Annotated in this window: 20 protein-coding genes; 7 read left to right on the top strand and 13 right to left on the bottom strand. The window is 57.3% G+C overall.

Annotated elements, in window-relative coordinates; genetic code table 11:
• Positions 1 to 157: 157 nt before the first annotated feature.
• Positions 158 to 865: a SprT family zinc-dependent metalloprotease gene (locus L881_RS12860; RefSeq protein ID WP_245587927.1), complete on the bottom strand. Its 708-nt coding sequence runs from the start codon at positions 863 to 865 to the stop codon at positions 158 to 160.
• Positions 866 to 975: 110 nt separating this feature from the next.
• Between L881_RS12860 and L881_RS0104960 the strand changes: the two genes are divergently transcribed.
• Entirely contained in the window at positions 976 to 1,656 is a 681-nt protein-coding gene (locus L881_RS0104960; RefSeq protein ID WP_051464795.1) for a YecA/YgfB family protein, read from the top strand.
• On the opposite strand, the gene L881_RS0104955 is transcribed toward L881_RS0104960, so the two are convergent.
• The 5 genes from L881_RS0104955 to aceE form a co-directional block, all read right to left on the bottom strand.
• Positions 1,653 to 2,345, bottom strand: a complete 693-nt coding sequence (locus tag L881_RS0104955) for a class I SAM-dependent methyltransferase (RefSeq protein ID WP_025732610.1) — start codon at positions 2,343 to 2,345, stop codon at positions 1,653 to 1,655. The two genes, L881_RS0104960 and L881_RS0104955, sit on opposite strands and share 4 nt — an antisense overlap.
• Positions 2,346 to 2,348: 3 nt before the next feature.
• Positions 2,349 to 3,077: a tRNA (adenosine(37)-N6)-threonylcarbamoyltransferase complex dimerization subunit type 1 TsaB gene (gene tsaB, locus L881_RS0104950; RefSeq protein WP_245587926.1), complete on the bottom strand. Its 729-nt coding sequence runs from the start codon at positions 3,075 to 3,077 to the stop codon at positions 2,349 to 2,351.
• Positions 3,078 to 3,734: an adenylate kinase gene (gene adk, locus L881_RS0104945; protein ID WP_025732608.1), complete on the bottom strand. Its 657-nt coding sequence runs from the start codon at positions 3,732 to 3,734 to the stop codon at positions 3,078 to 3,080.
• Between the two features lie 380 nt (positions 3,735 to 4,114).
• Complete coding sequence (gene aceF / locus L881_RS0104940) at positions 4,115 to 6,190, bottom strand: dihydrolipoyllysine-residue acetyltransferase (protein ID WP_025732607.1); 2,076 nt, start codon at positions 6,188 to 6,190, stop codon at positions 4,115 to 4,117.
• Positions 6,191 to 6,267: 77 nt separating this feature from the next.
• Complete coding sequence (gene aceE, locus L881_RS0104935) at positions 6,268 to 8,949, bottom strand: pyruvate dehydrogenase (acetyl-transferring), homodimeric type (RefSeq protein ID WP_025732606.1); 2,682 nt, start codon at positions 8,947 to 8,949, stop codon at positions 6,268 to 6,270.
• A gap of 631 nt (positions 8,950 to 9,580) precedes the next feature.
• Between aceE and L881_RS0104930 the strand changes: the two genes are divergently transcribed.
• A complete protein-coding gene (locus tag L881_RS0104930; protein ID WP_025732605.1) occupies positions 9,581 to 10,207 on the top strand; it encodes a glutathione S-transferase family protein in 627 nt (208 codons plus the stop codon).
• A 193-nt stretch (positions 10,208 to 10,400) separates the two neighbouring features.
• Positions 10,401 to 11,528 carry a D-alanine--D-alanine ligase gene (gene ddlA / locus L881_RS0104925; RefSeq protein ID WP_025732604.1) on the top strand — a complete coding sequence of 376 codons (1,128 nt, stop codon included), beginning with the start codon at positions 10,401 to 10,403 and terminating at the stop codon, positions 11,526 to 11,528.
• A gap of 145 nt (positions 11,529 to 11,673) precedes the next feature.
• On the opposite strand, the gene L881_RS0104920 is transcribed toward ddlA, so the two are convergent.
• Positions 11,674 to 12,186 carry a hypothetical protein gene (locus L881_RS0104920; RefSeq protein ID WP_025732603.1) on the bottom strand — a complete coding sequence of 171 codons (513 nt, stop codon included), beginning with the start codon at positions 12,184 to 12,186 and terminating at the stop codon, positions 11,674 to 11,676.
• Positions 12,187 to 12,318: 132 nt separating this feature from the next.
• Between L881_RS0104920 and tsaA the strand changes: the two genes are divergently transcribed.
• Complete coding sequence (gene tsaA / locus L881_RS0104915; RefSeq protein WP_025732602.1) at positions 12,319 to 13,080, top strand: tRNA (N6-threonylcarbamoyladenosine(37)-N6)-methyltransferase TrmO; 762 nt, start codon at positions 12,319 to 12,321, stop codon at positions 13,078 to 13,080.
• An 18-nt stretch (positions 13,081 to 13,098) separates the two neighbouring features.
• Here the strand turns inward: tsaA and L881_RS13375 are convergent, their stop codons facing one another.
• The 5 genes from L881_RS13375 to dapA form a co-directional block, all read right to left on the bottom strand.
• Complete coding sequence (locus L881_RS13375; protein ID WP_025732601.1) at positions 13,099 to 14,001, bottom strand: VirK/YbjX family protein; 903 nt, start codon at positions 13,999 to 14,001, stop codon at positions 13,099 to 13,101.
• A gap of 332 nt (positions 14,002 to 14,333) precedes the next feature.
• The gene (gene purC, locus L881_RS0104905) at positions 14,334 to 15,050 is read right to left on the bottom strand and encodes a phosphoribosylaminoimidazolesuccinocarboxamide synthase (protein ID WP_025732600.1); all 717 of its coding nucleotides are present in this window, start codon (positions 15,048 to 15,050) and stop codon (positions 14,334 to 14,336) included.
• Between the two features lie 58 nt (positions 15,051 to 15,108).
• The gene (locus L881_RS0104900) at positions 15,109 to 15,891 is read right to left on the bottom strand and encodes an MBL fold metallo-hydrolase (protein ID WP_025732599.1); all 783 of its coding nucleotides are present in this window, start codon (positions 15,889 to 15,891) and stop codon (positions 15,109 to 15,111) included.
• Positions 15,891 to 16,457 carry a hypothetical protein gene (locus L881_RS12850; protein ID WP_025732598.1) on the bottom strand — a complete coding sequence of 189 codons (567 nt, stop codon included), beginning with the start codon at positions 16,455 to 16,457 and terminating at the stop codon, positions 15,891 to 15,893. The genes L881_RS0104900 and L881_RS12850 overlap by 1 nt, the downstream gene beginning before the upstream one ends.
• Positions 16,457 to 17,335, bottom strand: a complete 879-nt coding sequence (gene dapA / locus L881_RS0104890; RefSeq protein ID WP_025732597.1) for a 4-hydroxy-tetrahydrodipicolinate synthase — start codon at positions 17,333 to 17,335, stop codon at positions 16,457 to 16,459. Before dapA ends, L881_RS12850 begins: the two co-directional genes overlap by 1 nt.
• Before the next feature lie 231 nt (positions 17,336 to 17,566).
• Here dapA and L881_RS0104885 point away from each other — a divergent pair, with 231 nt between their 5' ends.
• Complete coding sequence (locus L881_RS0104885; RefSeq protein WP_025732596.1) at positions 17,567 to 18,058, top strand: peroxiredoxin; 492 nt, start codon at positions 17,567 to 17,569, stop codon at positions 18,056 to 18,058.
• Positions 18,059 to 18,065: 7 nt separating this feature from the next.
• On the opposite strand, the gene L881_RS0104880 is transcribed toward L881_RS0104885, so the two are convergent.
• A complete protein-coding gene (locus L881_RS0104880; RefSeq protein WP_025732595.1) occupies positions 18,066 to 18,317 on the bottom strand; it encodes a sulfurtransferase TusA family protein in 252 nt (83 codons plus the stop codon).
• Positions 18,318 to 18,559: 242 nt separating this feature from the next.
• Here L881_RS0104880 and L881_RS0104875 point away from each other — a divergent pair, with 242 nt between their 5' ends.
• Positions 18,560 to 19,663 carry an oxidoreductase gene (locus tag L881_RS0104875; RefSeq protein WP_025732594.1) on the top strand — a complete coding sequence of 368 codons (1,104 nt, stop codon included), beginning with the start codon at positions 18,560 to 18,562 and terminating at the stop codon, positions 19,661 to 19,663.
• Complete coding sequence (locus tag L881_RS0104870; protein WP_025732593.1) at positions 19,660 to 20,208, top strand: BUD32 family EKC/KEOPS complex subunit; 549 nt, start codon at positions 19,660 to 19,662, stop codon at positions 20,206 to 20,208. The genes L881_RS0104875 and L881_RS0104870 overlap by 4 nt, the downstream gene beginning before the upstream one ends.
• The last annotated feature ends 106 nt before the right edge of the window (positions 20,209 to 20,314 follow it).

The raw sequence follows: 20,314 nt of genomic DNA, 5'->3' as shown, positions 1-20,314 counted from the left end.
CAGCCAGCGGAGCTATAGACGATTACGCGACATTGTCACTGACACTTTCGTATAGAGGCTTACACTACACCTTTTGTCGCATTAAGCCATTCAACTTTTCGCGCAGAGCATCTTAATCCATGATTACTCTGCGTTAATGCAGACAAGTAGACCACAATCAGGTGTGAGCTTCGTCTTCAATACCTGCCTTGCGTATGAAATAGAGCGATTGGCGGCAGCGTTTACAGAGATAACGACGCCCTTTGCCCACCCCATTGTGGCGACGCAGACTAAATCCGTGAAGGCGCAACTGACCGTATTCATCGCGACATCCACAGCCGTAGAGATAAGGAGCAGGGCTTGCGACACTGGTGTCGAATCGGTGCGTTACCGCAGGCGGCAATCCAAACATCACCACCATCACCCTGCGCCACTCCTTGCCATGCGGAGCGACGCGCGCCGAGATGCCGTGATACACAACCCAGTGTGCAATTTCGTGGGGCACCACTTCGTTGATAAAGATACGCGGCTGCTCGCTCAGCAGCACTTTATTGAAACGCACACCGCCACGCCCAAAATGCGCCTGCCCCGCACTTTTGCCGCGCAGATCGCCCCACACCTTCGGGTCGGGTAGTCTGGGAAACCAGCGTTGGGCATGTGCCATACAACGCCCTACCTGGCGCTCAACCTCCGCCATTAGCTCAGCAGCACTCAATTCAGCCAGCACGTCATCATCAGCCGGAGAAAAAAGCGGCGCTAACGCATCTCCAGGGTCCAGAGTTGGGATCATGCTTGATAGAATACCCTTCAGCGACAGGTGATCGGGCAATGCGAGATGTTCGCGCCGCACCGAATGACCGGGGGATGCCTCGTGTGACCGCAGCAACGTGTCTAACCGTATTGGCGCGTTCTTCGGTAGACGGCAACACACAGCCACCGCTCAACGTATCAGTAGCAACCGCTGCGCCTACTTTAATGACTCACAGGATCAACGCAATGACGCCTTCTCCCTTTTCGGAAACAGACGACGCACGCGAAATACCGCTACTCGACGATGAATCGCTCGAACAGTTCGACGAGTTTCTCGACTCGGATCAGGTGGATGCCGAAGCACTGGGCGTCTTCGAGGCACATGGCTTTCTTGTGGCGCTGGCGATCGCTCCTGAACCCGTTGATGCTGCCGTGTGGGTGTCAGTGCTGTTCAACGGTGACCCAGCCTTCAGCAATGAGGCGCAGCGCCAGCATATATTAGGACTGTGCGAAACCCTGCAACGCAATGCAACGCTTGCCTTTGAGCGCGGTTTGCTGCCCGAGCTGCCGTTCGATCCCGAGATCGAAGGTCATCCTCTTGATGCCCCTGCCGGTGAGTGGTGTGCAGGTTTTATGGAAGCGGTGTTCCTGAATGAAGAAGCCTGGTTCGGCAATGATGAAGAGCAGGCGGCTCAACTATTGCTGCCCTTCATGGCGCTGTCAGGGCTTTTCGAAGAGGAAGACCCTGATCTTGCCGAGCTGGCGAGTTCGCCACGTCGCGCCACGGAGCTTTCGAACCAGCTTGCGGAACTCTGCCTGGATCTGTTCCTGCTATTCCGTGCTCCCAAGGAAAAGAAAGGCGCGCCCTCGGCACGCCCTTCCTCCGGCGGTAATGGCCGTCAGCGCGGTAAAAAGAAAAAACGTTAATCAGCCCGCAACGACCGATGCACGTAGAGATCGTAACGGCTATTCTTCTCTAGCACGGTATGCTGGGGGAGCGGCCCCTCAATGGGCGGCGCGCCCTTGGGGCGCTTGACCACCACGCGATGGGTCGCCACCTCCAGTGCCGCCTCCAGTAACCGGGGGGCGTCATCATCACTGCCGGCCAGTTCACGGAACAGGCGCATTTCTTTTTTCACCAGCGCGCTTTTCTCGCGATGAGGAAACATCGGATCGAGATGCACCACCTGCGGTGCAACGCCGCTGGCTTCTACCATCTGCGCCAAATGACGGGTGGCATCCCCTGTTTGCAGATACATTCTGGCGGCAATGTCGCAGACATCGCTGTGCGCTCTTGCTCGCGCCAGACCTTCTTCGAGAAGCGCGGCGATTTCAGGCACGCGCTCGATCATCAGCACCTGAGCCCCCAGTGAAGCGAGCACGAAGGCATCGCGCCCGAGGCCAGCGGTAGCGTCCACAACGCTGGGGGTAACCCCCGCTTTGAACCCGCAGGCCCGCGCAATCAGCTGCCCTCGTCCGCCCCCAAAGCGACGCCGATGGCCCGCCTTGCCAGCGACGAAATCAACGTGCAAAGGATGCCCAAAAGAGGGTGGATCGCAGCACAGCACCAACCCTTCAGGGCGTTTTTCAAGCGTAAAGACAGCCGCAGCACTCATTATCTAGTCCAGCGGCCCGCGCGTTGAACGCTGGGCAACGTTGTTACGCAGATAGACCGGCTGTACCTCGGCGGGGGCATTCAATCGCTGTGCGGCCAGCTCAAGTGCCGCCAGCTGCGCAATCTCCCGCGCATCAGGCTCGACATCCTTGCTGTGCAGCACAAGTTGCTGCTGCACTTGCTCAGGCATTCGGTCGAGGTAGTTGAAACCGGCACCGATGGCCATGAAACTGCCTTCCGGCAAGCCCAAATGCTGCGGCGCAATCACTCGTTCCTGGTCAAGCGCTGTCACGCGGGGGCTGCCCGAGGCACTATCGACCGCAAAACACCCCACGTAGATTTCATCCATGCGAGCATCAAGGGCAGCACATACCTGCCCGCTTGCGCCGTCACGACAGGCCTGAAGCGCCAGCGCTGCCAGAGTAGAGATACCGATCAATGGCTTGTCAGCACCGAAGGCCAGCCCCTGTGCCGTACCCGCCGCAATACGCAGCCCTGTAAACGAACCGGGGCCAACGCCATACGCCAGGGCATCGACTTCATCAAGCGTGATGCCCGCTTCTGATAGCACCGCATCGACCATCGGCAGCAGCTTGCGCATGTGCTGGCGAGGCGCCACCTCGTAGTGTCCGGAGAGCGCGCCAGCGCAGCCCGCCTGCCCCTGCCATAACGCCACCGAACAGGCACTGGATGACGCATCCAGCGCCAACACGCGTAGTGGGCGCATGCTCATTCAGTCCTCAAGCGCCTTGACCAACTCGGCACGAATCTCTTCGAACTTGCCGACACCGTTGATGCTGCTGTATTGCGGTGCCTGCTGGGGTTCAGCGGCGGCCCAATCCCGATAGTAGCCTACCAGCGGCTCGGTTTGACGGTGGTAGTTATCGAGGCGCTTGCGCACGGTTTCGGGCTTGTCATCATCGCGCTGGATCAGCGCCTCACCGGTCACGTCATCCTGTCCCTGGGTGGCGGGAGGATTATGCTCGGTGTGATAGATGCGGCCAGAACCGGGATGCACGCGACGGCCAGAAAGACGGTCGATGATCTCTTCATCGGGCACTGAAATTTCAACGACGTGATCAATTTTTACACCAGCGTCCTTGAGGGCATCAGCCTGCGGAATAGTGCGCGGAAAGCCGTCCAGCAAGAAGCCATTGGCGGCGTCGGGCTGCGCGATGCGCTCTTTGACCAGCGCCACGATCAGGTCGTCGGAGACCAGTTTGCCTTCGTTCATTACCTGCTCGACCTGGCGACCCAGCTCGGAGCCTTCCTTGATGGCGGCACGCAGCATGTCACCGGTAGAAATCTGGGGAATAGCGAAGCGCTCGCAGATAAAGGCGGCCTGAGTACCTTTACCTGCGCCGGGGGCGCCCAACAGAATCAAACGCATGGATGCGGTCCTTGATAGATCAAATGGAATCCGGCGCTTGGCTGGCCGGACAAATGCCTGAAAACGTGTCGCCGGGCGGTTTTCCCTGTGCAGGGCAACCGCTCTGGCACCGCCTTACAAGCCTGAATAGCAGACAGTTTGCGCGACGGCTTTCGTGTAACGAAAAGCGGCCCGAAAAGGGGCCGAAGCATGTGGTGGCGTCTCGCCAACGTCACCAGAGCGATAAGTATCAGCGAAGACGCCGCCAGGGCGCCTTCACGGAATCAGGTTAGCCATCGTTCGCCAGCAAATCTCTGGCAAGACGAAAACTATACAGCGTGCAGGAAAACAACGCGACCCCCAACCCCGCTTCAACGGGCGGTGAGGGCCGCGCTGCTCGATTACAGCGTCAGACGACGAATATCGGCCAGCACCTTGGCAAGATACGCCGTAAAGCGCGCTGCATCGGCACCGTTAACCGCACGGTGATCGTAGGAGAGGCTGAGCGGCAGCATCAAGCGCGGCTTGAACTCCTTGCCATCCCACTTCGGTTTCATCTCGGAGCGTGACAGCCCCAGAATAGCCACCTCAGGTGCATTGACGATAGGTGTGAAAGCAGTACCGCCAATCGAACCAAGGCTTGAGATGGTGAAGCAGCCGCCCTGCATCTCTTCGCGCTTGAGTTTCTTCTGCTGCGCACGCTTGGCAAGATCAGCAAATTCCAACGCAATCTGGATGATGCTTTTCTTGTCGGCGTCACGCAGTACCGGCACCATCAGCCCATCAGGTGTATCCACGGCAATACCGATGTGCACATACTTCTTCCAGATGATCTTGTCGCCATCCGGATGCAGTGACACATTGAACTGCGGGAACTTGTGCAGGGTATGCGCCACCGCCTTGATCATGAAGGGCACCGGCGTCAGCTTGGCACCTTCACGGAAGGCTTCTTCCTTGACGCTCTTGCGGAACGCTTCAAGCTCGGTGATATCCGCTTCATCGAACTGCGTTACGTGAGGCACGTTGAGCCAGCTGCGATGCAGATTGGTGGCTCCTGCCTTGAGCAGACGCCCCATCGGTTTCTCTTCCACTTCACCGAAGGCGCTGAAATCCACTGCGGGAATGGGCGGAATACCGGCACCGGAAGCAGCAGGTGCCGCAGCAGCCGGTTGCGCGCCTGGGCGCCCTTTCTGGCTCATCACCTGCTTGACGTGCTGCTGAATATCTTCTTTCACTACGCGACCGCGCGGGCCGGAAGGCGTTACGTCAGCCAGATCAACGCCAAGTTCGCGCGCCATCAGACGTGCCGCCGGGCCTGCATGCACACTAGGACGCTGGTTACGCTGCTCTTCGCTAAGCGCTTCGGTGCTGGGCTCATGACCTTCACGTACCGCAGCTTGCGGTGAATGAGGTGCAGAAGGCGCTACTGGCGCAGCATTACGGGAAGGCTCGGCCTGCTCTACCGATTTCTCCGCTTGCCCTTCAGAGGCGCTCTCAGCCGCAGCAGCACCTGCTACTTCAATAAAGCCAATCAGGTCGCCCTGTTTCAGTGCATCGCCTTCTCTCACGCTGACTTCCACAACCTTGCCAGCGTAGGGGCTTGGCACATCCATGGAGGCCTTATCGGATTCAAGGGTCAGCAGCGTATCTTCTGCGGCAATCTCATCGCCAGCCGATACAGCCACCTCGATGACCGGCACCGCACCATCGCTGCCGATATCCGGAACACGTAGCTCCTTGCGCTGCGGCTCGCTGGAGGCATTCGATGAAGGCTGGTTTTCCTGCTTCGCAGAAGCCGCTTTCTCGTCACTGGCAGATGACTCGGAAGCTGCTTGCTGAGGCGCTTCTTCAGCATCAGTCGCCTGGCCACCAGCTACCTTGAGACGGCCAATCACGTCTCCGGTCGATACCTTGTCACCCTCGGCTACCGTCAGCTCAATGACCTCACCGCTGTCGGGGCTGGGGATATCCATGGACGCCTTGTCGGATTCCAGCGTAATCAGTGTCTCTTCTGCTTCCACCTGATCGCCGGCCTTCACGGCCACCTCAATGATTTCAACTGCGTCTTCGCCGATATCAGGCAGTTTGATCTCGATCTCGCGACTGCTTGCCGCTGAGGAAGAGTGGCTCGCTGCACTCGCCTCGGACGGTGCTGCTGCCGGTGCTTTCTCGGCTTCGGCTGACGCCTCGGCCTCTTGCTCTACCGTGTCGCCTTGTGTGTCGGCGGTATCGCTCTCGGCGACTGTTTCCAGCTCAAGAATAGCGTCGCCGGTGGAGACCTTGTCGCCTTCGGCCACCAGCACATGCTTGACCTTGCCGCCCTTGGGCGCCGGAATATCCATCGACGCCTTGTCGGATTCCAGCGTAATGATGGTGTCTTCTGCCGACACCTCATCACCCTCTGCTACCGAGACTTCGATAATTTCGACCGCCTCGTCGGACCCGATATCGGGTACCTTGATGATTTCGCTGCTCAAGTTCGCGCTCCTCTCATCAGCATCACGCCATAATCAATCAGCCGATGCTCACAGGCATCGGCGCTACCCAGTCTCTCTTATACGTACTGGGGATTGGGTTTGCTGACGTCGATTCCGTATTTTTCGATGGCCTGTTTGACGCTTTCACGCTCCACCTTGCCTTGATCGGCAAGCGCTTTCAGCGCCACTACCGTGACAAAGTAGCGATCCACTTCGAAGAAATGGCGCAGCTGCTCGCGGGTATCAGAGCGGCCAAAGCCATCCGTGCCGAGCACATGATAGTCGCCCGGTACCCAGGCGCGAACCGAATCTGCAAACAGCTTCATATAGTCGGTGCTGGCAACCACCGGCCCTTCACGCCCTTCAAGGCATTGGGTAACCCAAGGCTTGGCTGGCGTCTGGCCGATATTCAGGAAGGACTGGCGATCAATCTCCAGCGCTTCGCGACGCAGTTCGTTGAAGCTGGTGACGCTCCAGATATCAGCACTGACGCCGAAGTCATCGCGCAGCAGCTCTGCCGCCACCTGGACTTCACGCAGAATGGTGCCGGAACCCAGCAACTGGACACGCGGAGCGCTACTGTTGCTGTCATCTTCCTTGAGCAGATACATGCCGCGAATGATGCCCTCTTCGCTGCCTTCCGGAAGTTCAGGCTGAGCGTAGTTCTCATTCATCAACGACAGATAGTAGAAGCAGTTTTCGTTGTCCTGCGTCATGCGTTTCAGGCCGTCGCGAACGATCACCGCTACTTCGTGCGCGTAGGTCGGATCATAGGAGCGGCAGTTGGGAATGGTGCTTGCCAGAATATGGCTATGACCATCCTGGTGCTGCAACCCTTCACCGTTGAGCGTGGTACGCCCTGCGGTACCACCGAGCAGGAAGCCGCGCGCCTGCATGTCGCCAGCGGCCCAGGCCAGGTCACCGATGCGCTGGAAGCCGAACATCGAGTAGTAGATGTAGAACGGCAGCAGTGCGTGCCCATAGTTGGCGTATGCCGTCGCAGCCGCCATCCACGAGGCCATGGCGCCGGCTTCGTTGATGCCTTCCTGCAGAATCTGGCCGTTCTTGTCTTCACGGTAGAACATGATCTGGCCGTGATCCTGCGGTTCGTACTTCTGCCCTTCGCTGGCATAGATACCAATCTGGCGGAACAGACCTTCCATACCGAAGGTACGCGACTCATCCGGCACAATCGGTACAACACGCGAACCAAGCGTCTTGTCCTTGATCAAGCCGCTGAGAATGCGCACAAACGCCATGGTGGACGAAAGCTCGCGATCACCGGAGCCTTTGATTTGGCTGGCGAATATCTTGCTGTCGAGTTCAGGAATCTCAAGCGCATCGTGAGTGGTGTCACGCTTCGGCAGATAGCCGTGCAGCGCCTGACGACGCTCGTGCAGGTAGCGCATTTCCGGCGAATCATCAGCAGGCTTGTAGTAAGGCATCTGCTGTTCGATCTGCTCGTCGGTCACCGGAATATCGAAACGGTCACGCAAACCTTTCAGCGCTTCCACGTTCATCGACTTGGTCTGGTGCGCGCCCATTTCGGCTTCACCATGCCCTGCACCCATGCCGTAACCCTTGATGGTATGCGCCAGGATCACGGTAGGACGACCGTTCGCGTTGTGGAACGCCTCGTGATAGGCCGCGTAGACCTTCTGCGGGTCGTGACCACCACGATTGAGCTTGAAGACGTCTTCGTCGGACATCTCCTCCACCATCTTGAGGGTCTCTTCGTGCTTGCCGAAGAAGTGGTCGCGCACGTATTTACCATCATGCGCCTTGTAGCTCTGATACTCACCATCGACAGTCGTGTCCATGGTGCGTTGCAGGAAGCCTTTCTTGTCGAGGGCAAACAGACGATCCCACAGGCCACCCCACACCACCTTGATGACGTTCCAGTCGGCGCCGCGGAACATGCCTTCCAGCTCATCCATGATGCGACCGTTACCGCGTACCGGGCCATCAAGACGCTGAAGGTTACAGTTGATCACGAAGATCAGGTTATCAAGACCTTCGCGGCGCGCTACGTGAATAGCACCCAGTGTTTCGACTTCATCACACTCGCCATCACCGAGGAACGCCCAGACCTTGCGATCACCTGCCGGCTCAATGCCGCGATGATCCAGGTACTTCATCATGCGTGCCTGATAGATGGCGGTGATCGGCCCAAGCCCCATGGAGACGGTCGGGAACTGCCAGTACTCCGGCATCAGATAGGGGTGCGGGTAGGAAGAGAGACCGTTGCCGTTGACTTCCTGACGGAAGTTATCAAGCTGCTCTTCGGTCAGGCGCCCTTCCATGAAGGAGCGCGCATAAATGCCAGGCGCAATATGCCCCTGGAAGTAGATCATGTCGGCCTTCTGCTGTCCTTCACCACCGCGGAAGAAGTGGTTAAAGCCCACTTCATACAACGTACAGCTCGACATGAAGCTGGCGAGGTGCCCACCCAGGCCCTTATGCTTGTCATTGCTGCGCAGCACCTGCGCCACACTGTTCCAGCGGATCGCCGAGCGCAGTTTGCGCTGAATGAAAACATCGCCCGGCATCTTGGCTTCGCGGTGCACCGGAATGGTATTGCGATGGGGAGTGGTCGGCGAAACCGGTGGCTGCATACCGTCACGCCGCAAACGATCGGCCAGGCGACTCAGCAGATAGCGCGCCCGGTCATCGCCCTCGCGGTCCATCACCGATACCAGTGAATCAAGCCATTCCTGGGTTTCGATGGGGTCGATGTCTTCTGTTGCCTCGAACTTCATGGGCTTCTCCGAATGGGAAACAGGGTCCAGCTACTCATACGCTGATAGCTCTGAGCGAACGCGCTCGGGAAATTTACCTGCTGATTATTGGATTCCCTGCGCGGCAACTGCGGATAGCGTCACCTGGACCGGTCTGGGCTTACAACGCCCGCTTCATAATGTGTGAGAAAGATACCGTAATCGTGCTGCGCTGCCAATTGAATGGCACCTCATCCAATCGCCGTAGGCAGCCTGCTCCATCAAAACGGATGCAGTTTCCATTTTGTTTCATACGCCTGTTCGGACAGTTTATTCAGCCGTGTCAACAGACTCACTTGCATGGCTGACATATCCCTCTATTCCGCTACTTGAAAGCTTGTGTTTCCACTATAAGAAAAGCGTTTCCATAACACCTTTTAAGGCGTTGCAGGCAGCGCATAGAACTTTGGTATAAGACTTGCGACATTTAAACCTATCGCCCCGCTATCAGAGGGCTGCACCGCCTTCTGGTCAATTTTCCAGCAAGCACGAACGTTCGGCTGAAAATGACATATACTCGTCGCAAGCGGCTAATATGGTGAGAAGTAACGACATAACATAATATCCAGGAGCATCGCTTTGGCGTGCAGCTCATCCACCGGGGAGAGGCGTTATGCTGACCATTTGGGGCAGGAAAAACTCCAGCAATGTAAAAAAGGTGCTGTGGTGCGCCGAAGAGTTGGAAATTCCGTTTGATCAGGTTGATGCAGGCGGCGCATTTGGCGTCGTCGATAGCGATGATTATCGCTCCAAAAATCCCAACGGGCTGATTCCCTGCATAGAAGATGACGGCTTCGTACTGTGGGAATCCAACGCGATCGTGCGCTATCTGGTGGCCCGTTACGGCGACCAATCGACCCTGTTGCCGCCAACGCTTGAAGATCGTGCCAGCGCTGATCGCTGGATGGACTGGTGCAGCACTACACTGGCGGCGCCTTTCACCGTCATGATCCAACAGCTGGTGCGCACTCCTGAAGCTGAGCGCGATATGGCGAAGATCAATGCCGCGACCAGGCAGTTTGCCGACGCTCTCCACATAGCCGAAAGCGGCCTCGCCTCCAATCAATGGTTCAGCGGCCCGTCGTTTGGTATTGGTGATATTCCTCTGGGAGTGTTGATCAATACCTGGTACGCCATGCCCTCCATCGAGCGGCCAGTACTTCCCGCTATCGAAGCGTGGCACCGGCGCTTGAAACTGCGCCCCGCGTTTAAGCAGTGGGTCGCCATTCCCTTGACCTGAATACGCTCATTCGGGACATTCGCTGCCTGAGAACAAGAAGAAGTAGCTGTCGAGCAAGCGGCAGCACACCGGCATCAGCGTTTACCTGACAGGTGTCAGGAAATTCGATCCTGCTTTGGCTCCAACAAAAGGTTGGGGCCAAAGGATGGGCCGTGTAGACTTCCTGCTACGAACACTGACGCCAAGCGACACCATGAAAAAACTACGTATTGCGCTGATTTTCGGCGGTAACTCGACTGAACATGAAGTTTCCCTGCAATCAGCAAAGAACATCGCCGCAGCACTCGATTCGTCACGCTTCGAGATTGTCCCCATCGGCATTACCAAGCAAGGCCAGTGGCTAGTGGCCGAACGCGAAGATGACTTCCTGCAAAATGCGGATGATCCTGAACGAATTGCGCTGGCGCCATCCACAAAAGCGCTGATGCTTGCTCCTGCCCACTGTGAGGGCCAGTGGCGTCTTAGCGGCACATCCTCTAGCGCCCTCGACGATATTGATGTGGCACTGCCCGTGGTGCATGGCGGTCACGGTGAAGATGGCTCGCTGCAAGGGCTGCTTAATATCCTCAATGTTCCCTACGTGGGCAGTAATGTGCTGGGATCTGCGGTGTGCATGGACAAGGATATCGCCAAGCGCCTGCTGCGTGACGCGGGCATTCCGGTCGCGCCATCGGTCACCGTGACGCGACAGTCACGCCGCCACCTTGATACGCAGGCGATGATTGATGAGCTGGGGCTGCCGCTGTTCGTGAAGCCAGCCAGTCAAGGCTCTTCGGTAGGCGTTACCAAGGTCAAGCAGGCCAACGATCTCGCCGCCGCCCTTGATGAGGCATTCATCTACGACCACAAGGTACTGATCGAGAAGGCCATCAATGGCCGGGAAATCGAGTGCGCCGTGCTTGGCAACAGCGGTGGCCGTGAAGTCCCCAGGGCAAGCGTGTGCGGCGAAATCGTACTGCACGATGAGTTCTACTCTTACGCCACCAAATATATCAGTGCGAGCGGCGCGGGCCTCGTCATTCCAGCGGAGCTGGAGACAGGCGTAGCCGAAAAGGTACGCCAGACCGCGGTGGAAGCCTTTCAGGTGCTCGAATGCCAGGGCCTCGCCCGAGTTGACTTCTTCGTGTGTGAAGATGGCGGGCTCATGATCAATGAGGTCAATACCCTGCCAGGCTTCACCCGTATCAGCATGTACCCCAAGCTGTGGGAAGCCACCGGACTGCCCTACGACAAGCTGTTGACGCGCCTGGTAGAGCTGGCGCTGGAGCAGCATCAGGATAATGCCGTGATTCATCACAATGTTTCCCTCGCCAGGGAATAGGCCGCTTCCGTACCAGAGTTGAGCGTCCAGCCTTCCTGCTCCAACGACAGCGGGCCAGCAATCAATGCTGGCCCGCTCTCTTTCTTCACACTCTCTTATTCATCCACCGATAAAGAGAAGTAGCGTTATCGCCCCGCTGTCACATTCAAGCGGCAGTTTTCTTGCGTGGCACGGTAGGAAGGCGCTCACGTACCGCTTCCAGAAAGCGCTTTCGCTCTGTGCGCGACAGCATACCTATCGGAATCGAGCGGTACTTGCCACTGATCAACCGCAGGCGCAGCGTCGAAGATACCGATTTCGACACAATGCCTTCGATATCTGCATAGCGCAGTGTTTGCATGCTGGGGGCCAGCGGATTTCCGCCAATGTAGCGTAGCTGTTCTGCTTCAAGACGCAGCGCAGGCGAACAGCGCCGACGACGGTGAATATGGAACACCAGCAGCATTCCCCACACGCCCATCGCCAGCACTACGGGCAGCCCCGAAGGCAGCGCATGCTGGTGGTAGGTGGTGAGCAGAACCACTACCATACCGGCCAGCAGCACCGTCAGCCCAATCGCCAGCAACCATAGGTTACCGCGCCGCTCACTGAAAAACTGATCACCTTTACGGTAAGCAGCTGATTTTTCATGAGCGGCATGCGCGTTTATATCAACCATAGAAAAATGCATTCCGTTTTACATCAATAGCCAGGTAGACAAAGCCTACCGGTTCACATCAACTTACGCCATCGCGATAACACTCGTGCGCCTGCTACACTACCCGCCCTTTTATGACAGGTTTGCCTTGCAATGTGCAGCACCTCTTTCAGCCTTACCCCGATCGCCACTATTGACGGCTGTTACCCCGATAAGTTCGGCGTTCCGCGCCAGCCGGGGCTTGCTCCATCGGCGCAGGCACGGGTCACACTGAGAGAAGAGTTCGCTGATCCTGATGCGGTGCGCGGGCTGGAAAACTTCAGCCATCTGTGGCTCACCTTTATCTTCCATCTGAACCCCAGCCAGTGGCGTCCACTGGTTCGCCCGCCCCGTTTGGGGGGAAATCGCAAGATTGGCGTCTTCGCCTCACGCGCCACATTTCGCCCCAATCGCCTGGGGCTGTCGCTGGTCGAGCTGCTTGAAGTGAAGGTTGATCATGGGGTGCAGCTACTTATACGCGGCCACGATCTGGTCAATGGCACCCCGGTAGTCGATATAAAACCCTATCTTCCCTGGAGTGAGAGCATTCCCGATGCTCGGGCTGGCTTTGCGCCCGCACCGCCTTCCCTCTGTCCGGTCACCTTTAGCGCAGCTGCCAGACAAACCCTGGCGCAGCAACCTGACCCTACCACGCTGGAAGTGCTGATTACTGAAGTATTGGGACAAGACCCGCGCCCTGCTTACCATTCGATAAAAAACGAACGGCGCTATGCTGTTCGTTTGGGGGAGTATGATATCGGCTTCAGGATCATTGCCCTGACAGCTCCTCATCAGGAAGGAGAAGAGCGCCCGATTGCCGCGCCTGCTGTCGAAGTGCTTGATATCACCCGCCTGCCGTCGGCAAACGCCAGCTAGCCACTTACGGCTCAGCCATCACATCCCATGAGGAGCCGCCGCCGAAGTCGCGGTCTGCACATTGTCAGCGTCACTAAGGCGCCCCAGCAGAGCATTCTGCAAGGCGCTGGTGGCCGCATCACGCAGCGCTAGCCGACGACGGTATTCTCTGCGATGCTTGCTTTTGACATCGGCGATATCCTTGACCAGCTCATGACGCGGTAGCTGATAGAAACCGTCAGAGTGCGCAACACCGCCCAGCTCCTGCCACAGCTCGTCATAACTCGATTTGATGTGCTTGTGCTTGATATGTGCGGCGTTGCTGATAGCGAGCAGTTGCGCAATATCGTAGACATCAACAAATGCATAGATCATCGACAGCACAAAGTTCTTGGGACGGAAGCCATACATTTGTCGCGCCGCCACCTTGATCGCATCCTTGCCCAGCACCGGATCAGCTCCTTGCAGGCCACCGATCGACAGCGTCATGACGCCGTTACTGCGATGGATGCTGAAGATCACCATGCACAGGCGACGCCCTTCCTCATCGTTCAGAGACATTGCCAGTTCACCTTCCCGAGGAAAGGAGGACGGTGCCAGCGTCGTGGTGTAGTAACCACCGCCTTTCAGCTCCACACGATTCACTTCGATGCGATGGTTTTTGACCAGTTGCTGACGCAGTGGCTGCGTTTTTTCTGAATCCAGGTACCAGTCGTAGTGATCGCGCACCATTGCCAAGCGAGCCTGTTTGCTCCACTTCCTGTGGCAATAGAGGTAAAGCGGCCGATCCACCAGCTCACGATTGAATTTTGCCGGCTCCACAATCGGCTGCTGGCTTGCCAGCTTGCTCTGCCATTCCCTATAGGCGCTACCCAGCATAAAACGACGCATCGCCAGCTTGAGCTGACGACGCTTTCTTTTAAAGAGAGATTTTTGGGACATAATTACTTACTCGCGACAACCAACTATATATCCACGATATTTACATATTATAAAACAGTGTTCGAAAATCATTTTACGCGATTTTATGACAATACCCCAACCCATATTAAAAATTCCTTAATTTTCATGGATTGAAATACGTGCACTCAGCGCTGCGCGGATCGGGCAATATTCATTCACCAAGCGCTGCGTCGGATGGAAGGAATAACTACTGAAAAAGGGAGAACCAGTAGGCGTAACGTGGTCTGGCTTGCATCTTTTAACATCAGAAAGACCCGAACCCGCTATAGCCGGCCCGGACCTTTCAACATGGCGTATAAAAGCGTCAGACGTTATTCGTCAAACTTGACCCCAATACGACGTCCAACCTCTTCATAAGCCTCGATCACGCCGCCCAGCCCTTTACGGAAGCGGTCCTTATCGAGTTTTTCGCGGGTTTCAGCATCCCACAGGCGGGCACCATCGGGCGAGAACTCATCCCCCAGCATCAGTTGGCCGTTGTGTACACCGAACTCAAGCTTATAGTCGACCAGCAGGATGCCCGCTTCACGGAAGATGGCGGTCAGCACCTCGTTAACCTTGAACGAGAGCGCCTTGGCCTCCGCCAGCTGCTGATCAGTGGCATAGCCTAGCGTAATGGAGACCGATTCATTGATTAGCGGATCATGCAGCGCGTCGTTTTTCAGGAACAGTTCGTAGGTAGCCGGTGTCAGCTCGCGCCCTTCCTCTACTCCCAGACGACGCACCAAGCCGCCCGCAGCGTAGTTGCGCACCACACATTCGACGGGAATCATCTCAAGGCGTTTGACCAACGACTCCTGATCGTTCAAAAGACGCTCGAAATGTACCGGTACGCCAGCATCGCGCAGCCGTGACATGATGAAGGCATTGAATTTGTTGTTAACCAGCCCCTTGCGCTCAAGCTGCTCAAGCTTTTCGCCATCAAAGGCACTGGTGTCATCACGGAAATGCATGATCAAGAGATCAGCGTCGTCGGTGGCGAAAATTGACTTCGCCTTGCCTGCATATAATTCGTCGCGTTTTTCCATTGCACCTTCTCCGGGAACGCTTCTGCTGACAAAAGCGCGGTAAGTAATATCACAGGGGCTAAAGTGCGGCCACCGCCGTGCGCTCAAGGGTTTGCCACTCCACACCAAGCCATTGATCGGCCACCTTGAAGCGGCGGCTGTCGTGGTCGAACAGCGGCGCCAGGGCTTCGTGAGCACGCTCGGGCAGGTTGTTCTTTTCTGACAGATGCGCAGCAACAACCTGCTGAAGGTTATCGGTGCCCCACTGCTTGAGAAGCTCCACCGCCTGACAGTTGGAGAGATGCCCCCAGCGCCCTCCAACCCGACGCTTGAGCGACGGCGGGTAAGGCCCTTCTGCCAGCATCGTGCGGTCGTGGTTGAGTTCAAGCATCAGGGCATCGCAACCGGCAAAGCGCCGATATACATGCTCGCTCACATGCCCGATATCGGTAAGCACACCGAGTCGACTGCCGCCACTTTCAAACAGATACTGCACCGGTTCACGGGCGTCGTGAGGAACGGTGACCGGGTCGATCGCCAGATCCTTGATCTCGAAACGCTGTTCTGGCGTTACCAGATGAATACCTTCCAGACCATCAAGACGACTGGCGATCCAGGTACCCGCCGTCAAATGGACCGGCAGCTTCAAGCGTTTTGCCAGTGATTTGACGCCGCGCAGATGATCGCCATGCTCATGGGTCATGACCAGCGCATCAATATCGGTCGGAGTAACCCCCAGACGCTCCATGCGCGACAACGCATCGCGCATGCCAAATCCACAATCGACCAGCACCAGAGCTTCATCACTCTGGATAAGCGTAGCGTTGCCTTTGCTGCCGCTACCTAACGATGCAAATCGCACTACTGATTAGAACTGGAAGAGAGCGTGCTCTGGAGATCAGTAACGCACTGCTGGTTAGTGGTGTTTCTGGTCAGGCAGTACACCTCGGTCGTACCGGGGCGCTGCCCCTGACGCACAGCGATAGTGAAATCGTCGGCTTCAATCTGGCCCTGAGCCGGGGTAAGTGCCTGGATATTGCTGGAGTTTTGCGCAAAATCAACCAGACGCGGCCATACCTGAGAGGGCGTGCCCGGCACAATCAGCCAGCGCTGGCCATTGGCCTCCTGGTCGCGCACAGTACCACCAGCAGCAGGCTGCTCGCCTCCCGGGGTGTTGGGACGCGGCACCTTGAACTTGCCTTCTGGCGCTACGAAAGCCTGCGCCGCATTGGGCACCGGCATCAGATCCTGATACTGAGTGTTATCGCGTGTTGCCGGCAGCTCCAGCGGTGAGGTCATGTCTGCATGGTAATACTCGTAATTACGATCGGTGTACTCACCACCACCGAAGAAACTACAGCCGCTCAGCAGCAGCGCAAACGCGGGAGCGGCATATAGACCGCGACTAGCAAAAGACTTCAGCACCATTAGTTCACCACTTTGGCCAGGGCGAGGGACTCTGCAACCACCGCGTGGTGTTGCTCGGAAAGCCGGGTCAAGGGAAGGCGGATGCCTTTGCCCGCCAGGCCCATATAGTTAAGCGCCCATTTTACCGGGATAGGATTGGGTTCAACGCCCATTGCATCGTTGACGGGCGCCATTTGAGCATCAATTTCGCGCGCGCGCTCAGGATTGCCCTGTAGGGCGGCTGCGCACATTTCGTGCATCAGACGCGGAATAACGTTGGCAGATACCGAGATAACGCCCTGACCGCCCGCTGTCATGAAGTCACATGCGGTGGGGTCATCGCCTGAATAGAGTGCGAAATTGCCGCCCTTGAAGTGCTCCACCAGCACAGCGGCACGCGCCATGTCGCCTGTCGCTTCTTTCAGGCCAACAATATTGTCGAGTTCAGCGAGGCGGAATACCGTCTCATTGTCGATATCAACGCCGGTACGCTTGGGCACGTTGTAGAGGATGGTGGGCAGCCCCACTTCCGCTACTGCCTTGAAATGCTGGTACATGCCTTCCTGCGTGGGACGGTTGTAATAAGGCGCCACCGAAAGACAGTAATCGGCGCCCAGCTCTTGCGCACACTTCGTCAGCTTGACCGCTTCCCAGGTGGCATTGGCCCCCGTGCCGGCAATGACAGGAATACGCCCATTCACTTGATCGACGATAACGCGTAGCACCTCGACGTGCTCATCGAAAGACATTGTAGAAGGCTCGCCGGTAGTGCCAGCAGCAACGATGCCTTCAGTGCCCTGCTCAACATGAAAGTCCACCAATCGCCGTAGCGCTTCCCACTCTATTTCGCCGACGTCGTTCATCGGCGTCGCCAGCGCAACAATGCTGCCCGTGATCATGTAAAAAGCTACTCCCTATTTCGCGGCTGGGTAACGGTAGTGCGGCGCACGCCCACTTGCAAGTATGGCCTTGGGGAGCCGTACTCGCCTTTAATGCACAAAGCATTCCGAGCGCTGACTAGTATTGAGGGTAAATGGTACTGTTGAGCGCGTTGACTGTACAGCAGCCTTTATAGGTAAACCGATCTGTTGCTGCACTTCCCCTTCACTTGATTCCCAAGGAAAGCGTTCATGAGCGTTAGCCTGCACCGCCCCATCGACGATTTTACCGCCACTGCCACCCACGGAGATTCATCCGATCCGGCGACCGTGCGGCTCTCCGATTTTACCGGTAAACAGCTGGTGATCTACTTTTATCCGAAGGATTCAACCCCGGGCTGCACCACGGAAGGATTGGATTTTGCTGCGCTCCATGACCAATTCAGCGCTGCCAATACCTCGATTCTCGGCGTATCGCGGGACACCCTCAAGCGCCATCAGAACTTCAAGGCCAAGCAGCAGTTTCCCTTCGAACTTATCAGCGACGAAGACGAAACGCTGTGCCGTGCCTTCGACGTTATCAAGCTGAAAAAGCTCTACGGAAAGGAGCACTACGGCATCGAACGCAGCACCTTCCTGATTGATGCCGAAGGCAAACTGGCACAAGAGTGGCGCAAGGTGAAGGTCAAGGGGCACGTAGAAGAGGTGCTGACAGCCGCTCAGCAACTTGCCGCCCACTCATGAAAACGCGCTAACCGCGCACCAGAATATAGTGATAATCGCCTTCCAGTTTTTCTCTAAGCGCGAGCTGGTGGGCGGAGAGCGTGGCGAAACTGGCGATATCTTCCCACGAACCAGGATCGCTCGCCCACAGTTCAAGACGCTGCCCCGCTTCCATGGCCGCGAGTGCCTGCTTGGCTTTCAGCAGCGGCAGCGGACAGGCCAGACCTCGCGCATCGACCATCTTGTCCGCCTCTAACGGCGTTTGATCCACAGTTGCCATGATTCCCCTTCCCTCCATTTTGATCATGCTGGAACGTGAGTATCTCCGATGCAGCGTGCATCATGACGTGATGCGTCACAGTATCGCACCTCCCTGCGCCCCTGCGAACGTCGCGGTGTCTCTATCACGTTATCCACCGTACCGGTAACCACCGCCAATACCGCGCAAGCCCCCTCAACGCACAGGGCTGGCAACCTTGATACACTGGGCGCTTTCCTACGTTCGCACTCAGGGAGGTTCTGATGACAGCGCCATTGTCGGTCGCATTGATCGGATTCGGTTTCGTGGGCAGCACATTCCATGCCCCCTACCTGGTCACCACCCCCGGTCTGGAGCTGAAGGTGGTGGCGTCGCGCCATCCGCAGAAGGTAGAGGAGGCTCTCGCTCCCTTTGACGCTACGGCTCGGGTCATCGCTTCACCGCTTGAGGCTGCCACCTGTGACGGCATTGACCTCGTGGTAATTGCCTCGCCCAACGAGAGCCACTTTGCGCTGGCAAAAGCGGCGCTGGAAGCGGGCAAGCACGTAGTGGTCGATAAACCCTTCACTCTGGATAGCATTGAAGCCCGGGAACTGGCACGGCTTGCCAGAGAGCACAAGCGGCTGCTCTCCGTTTTCCAGAACCGGCGTTGGGACAGCGATTTTCTGGCGATGCGCAGCGCGCTTGAAAACAACCTCATCGGCGAAGTGGTGGAGTTCGAGTCTCGCATCGACCGCTTTCGCCCTCAGGTGCGCGACCGCTGGCGCGAGCAGGCGTTGCCCGGCTCGGGGCTGTGGTTCGACCTCGGCCCCCATCTCGCCGACCAGGCTCTGGTGCTGTTCGGCCCGCCTGCCGAGGTATCGGCCACCATCACCACCAACCGCCCAGCGGCGCAGGTGAATGACTGGGCTCAAGTGATTCTTCACTACCCCGCGCAAGAGCAGCAGCCAGCGCTGACCGTCACGCTGCACGCCAGCATGTTAAGCGCCGTGCCTACCCCCCGCTTTATGGCTCACGGCGTCACAGGCAGCCTGCTGAAACGAGGCGCAGATGGGCAGGAGGATCAGCTCAAGGAGGGCGCGTCACCTCTTGATGAGCATTTTGGTGTCGATAATGACCCCCTGCTTCACTATCAGAGTGAAGGCGAACCAGCCGCCCTTGCGACACCGCGCGGCACACAGGCACGCTATTATGCCGACGTGCGGGACGCCATTGCAGGCACGGCGGCAAACCCTGTATCGCCGACACAGGCAACAACGCTGATGGTACTGCTGGAAACGGCGCAGCAGGCCGCCGTGAGCGGCAAGCGTTTGCCCCTCGCGCTCAACGATGATGAACGGAATGCATGGAGTCAGAGAGTCAGGTGAGTAATCAAGAGCTCGAATTCATTCAAAGCGGCAAATATTCCGACGTGCACTACGATCGTGCCCGCAAGGTATTTATCAAAACCTTCACCCCCAAGGCGTTTGATCGCTTTCGCTATATCACCGGCATTCGCCCTGCCCCTGGCACCAATTTCCTGAAGGTAGCGCAGCGTCTGACCCTGCTGGGCATCAAAGTACCGGAAGTGCTGGTCGCCAGACCCTACTATCTGGAGATGCGCGATGTAGAGGGCGTTCAGCTACGCGAACTGCTGCCCGATAATCCTGACCTGCAACAGAAGTATGTCGATTTGATCGTGACGCTGTACCGCCATCACGTCTACTGCCGAGGTCTGCATACCAAGAACTTTCTGGTCAAGGATGGCGAGCTGGTCGCCATTGATCTGGACGCCTACAAGCTGCCGCGCCTGCTCAAGTATTCAGGCAGGGATTTTCTGGAGAAGTTGAAGCGCTCGCTCAATGGCGAAGTACCGGAGAATTACCTCTATCTCCGTATCGTGAAAACCCTCGGCATTACCGACGCCCCCTGACGGGAAATAGTGATGCCTTCCATGCGCTACCGCAGGTTGGTAGAAGTATCATGCGGCGTACTGAAGAAGGTGGGCAGGCTCACGGGGCGCTCCCAGCCTTCATGGG

The organism is Carnimonas nigrificans ATCC BAA-78 (genome assembly GCF_000526695.1).
Classification (GTDB): Bacteria; Pseudomonadota; Gammaproteobacteria; order Pseudomonadales; family Halomonadaceae; genus Carnimonas; species Carnimonas nigrificans.
Note: the sequence above shows the minus strand (reverse complement) of the source record. Positions and strands in the feature narration are given on the sequence as shown.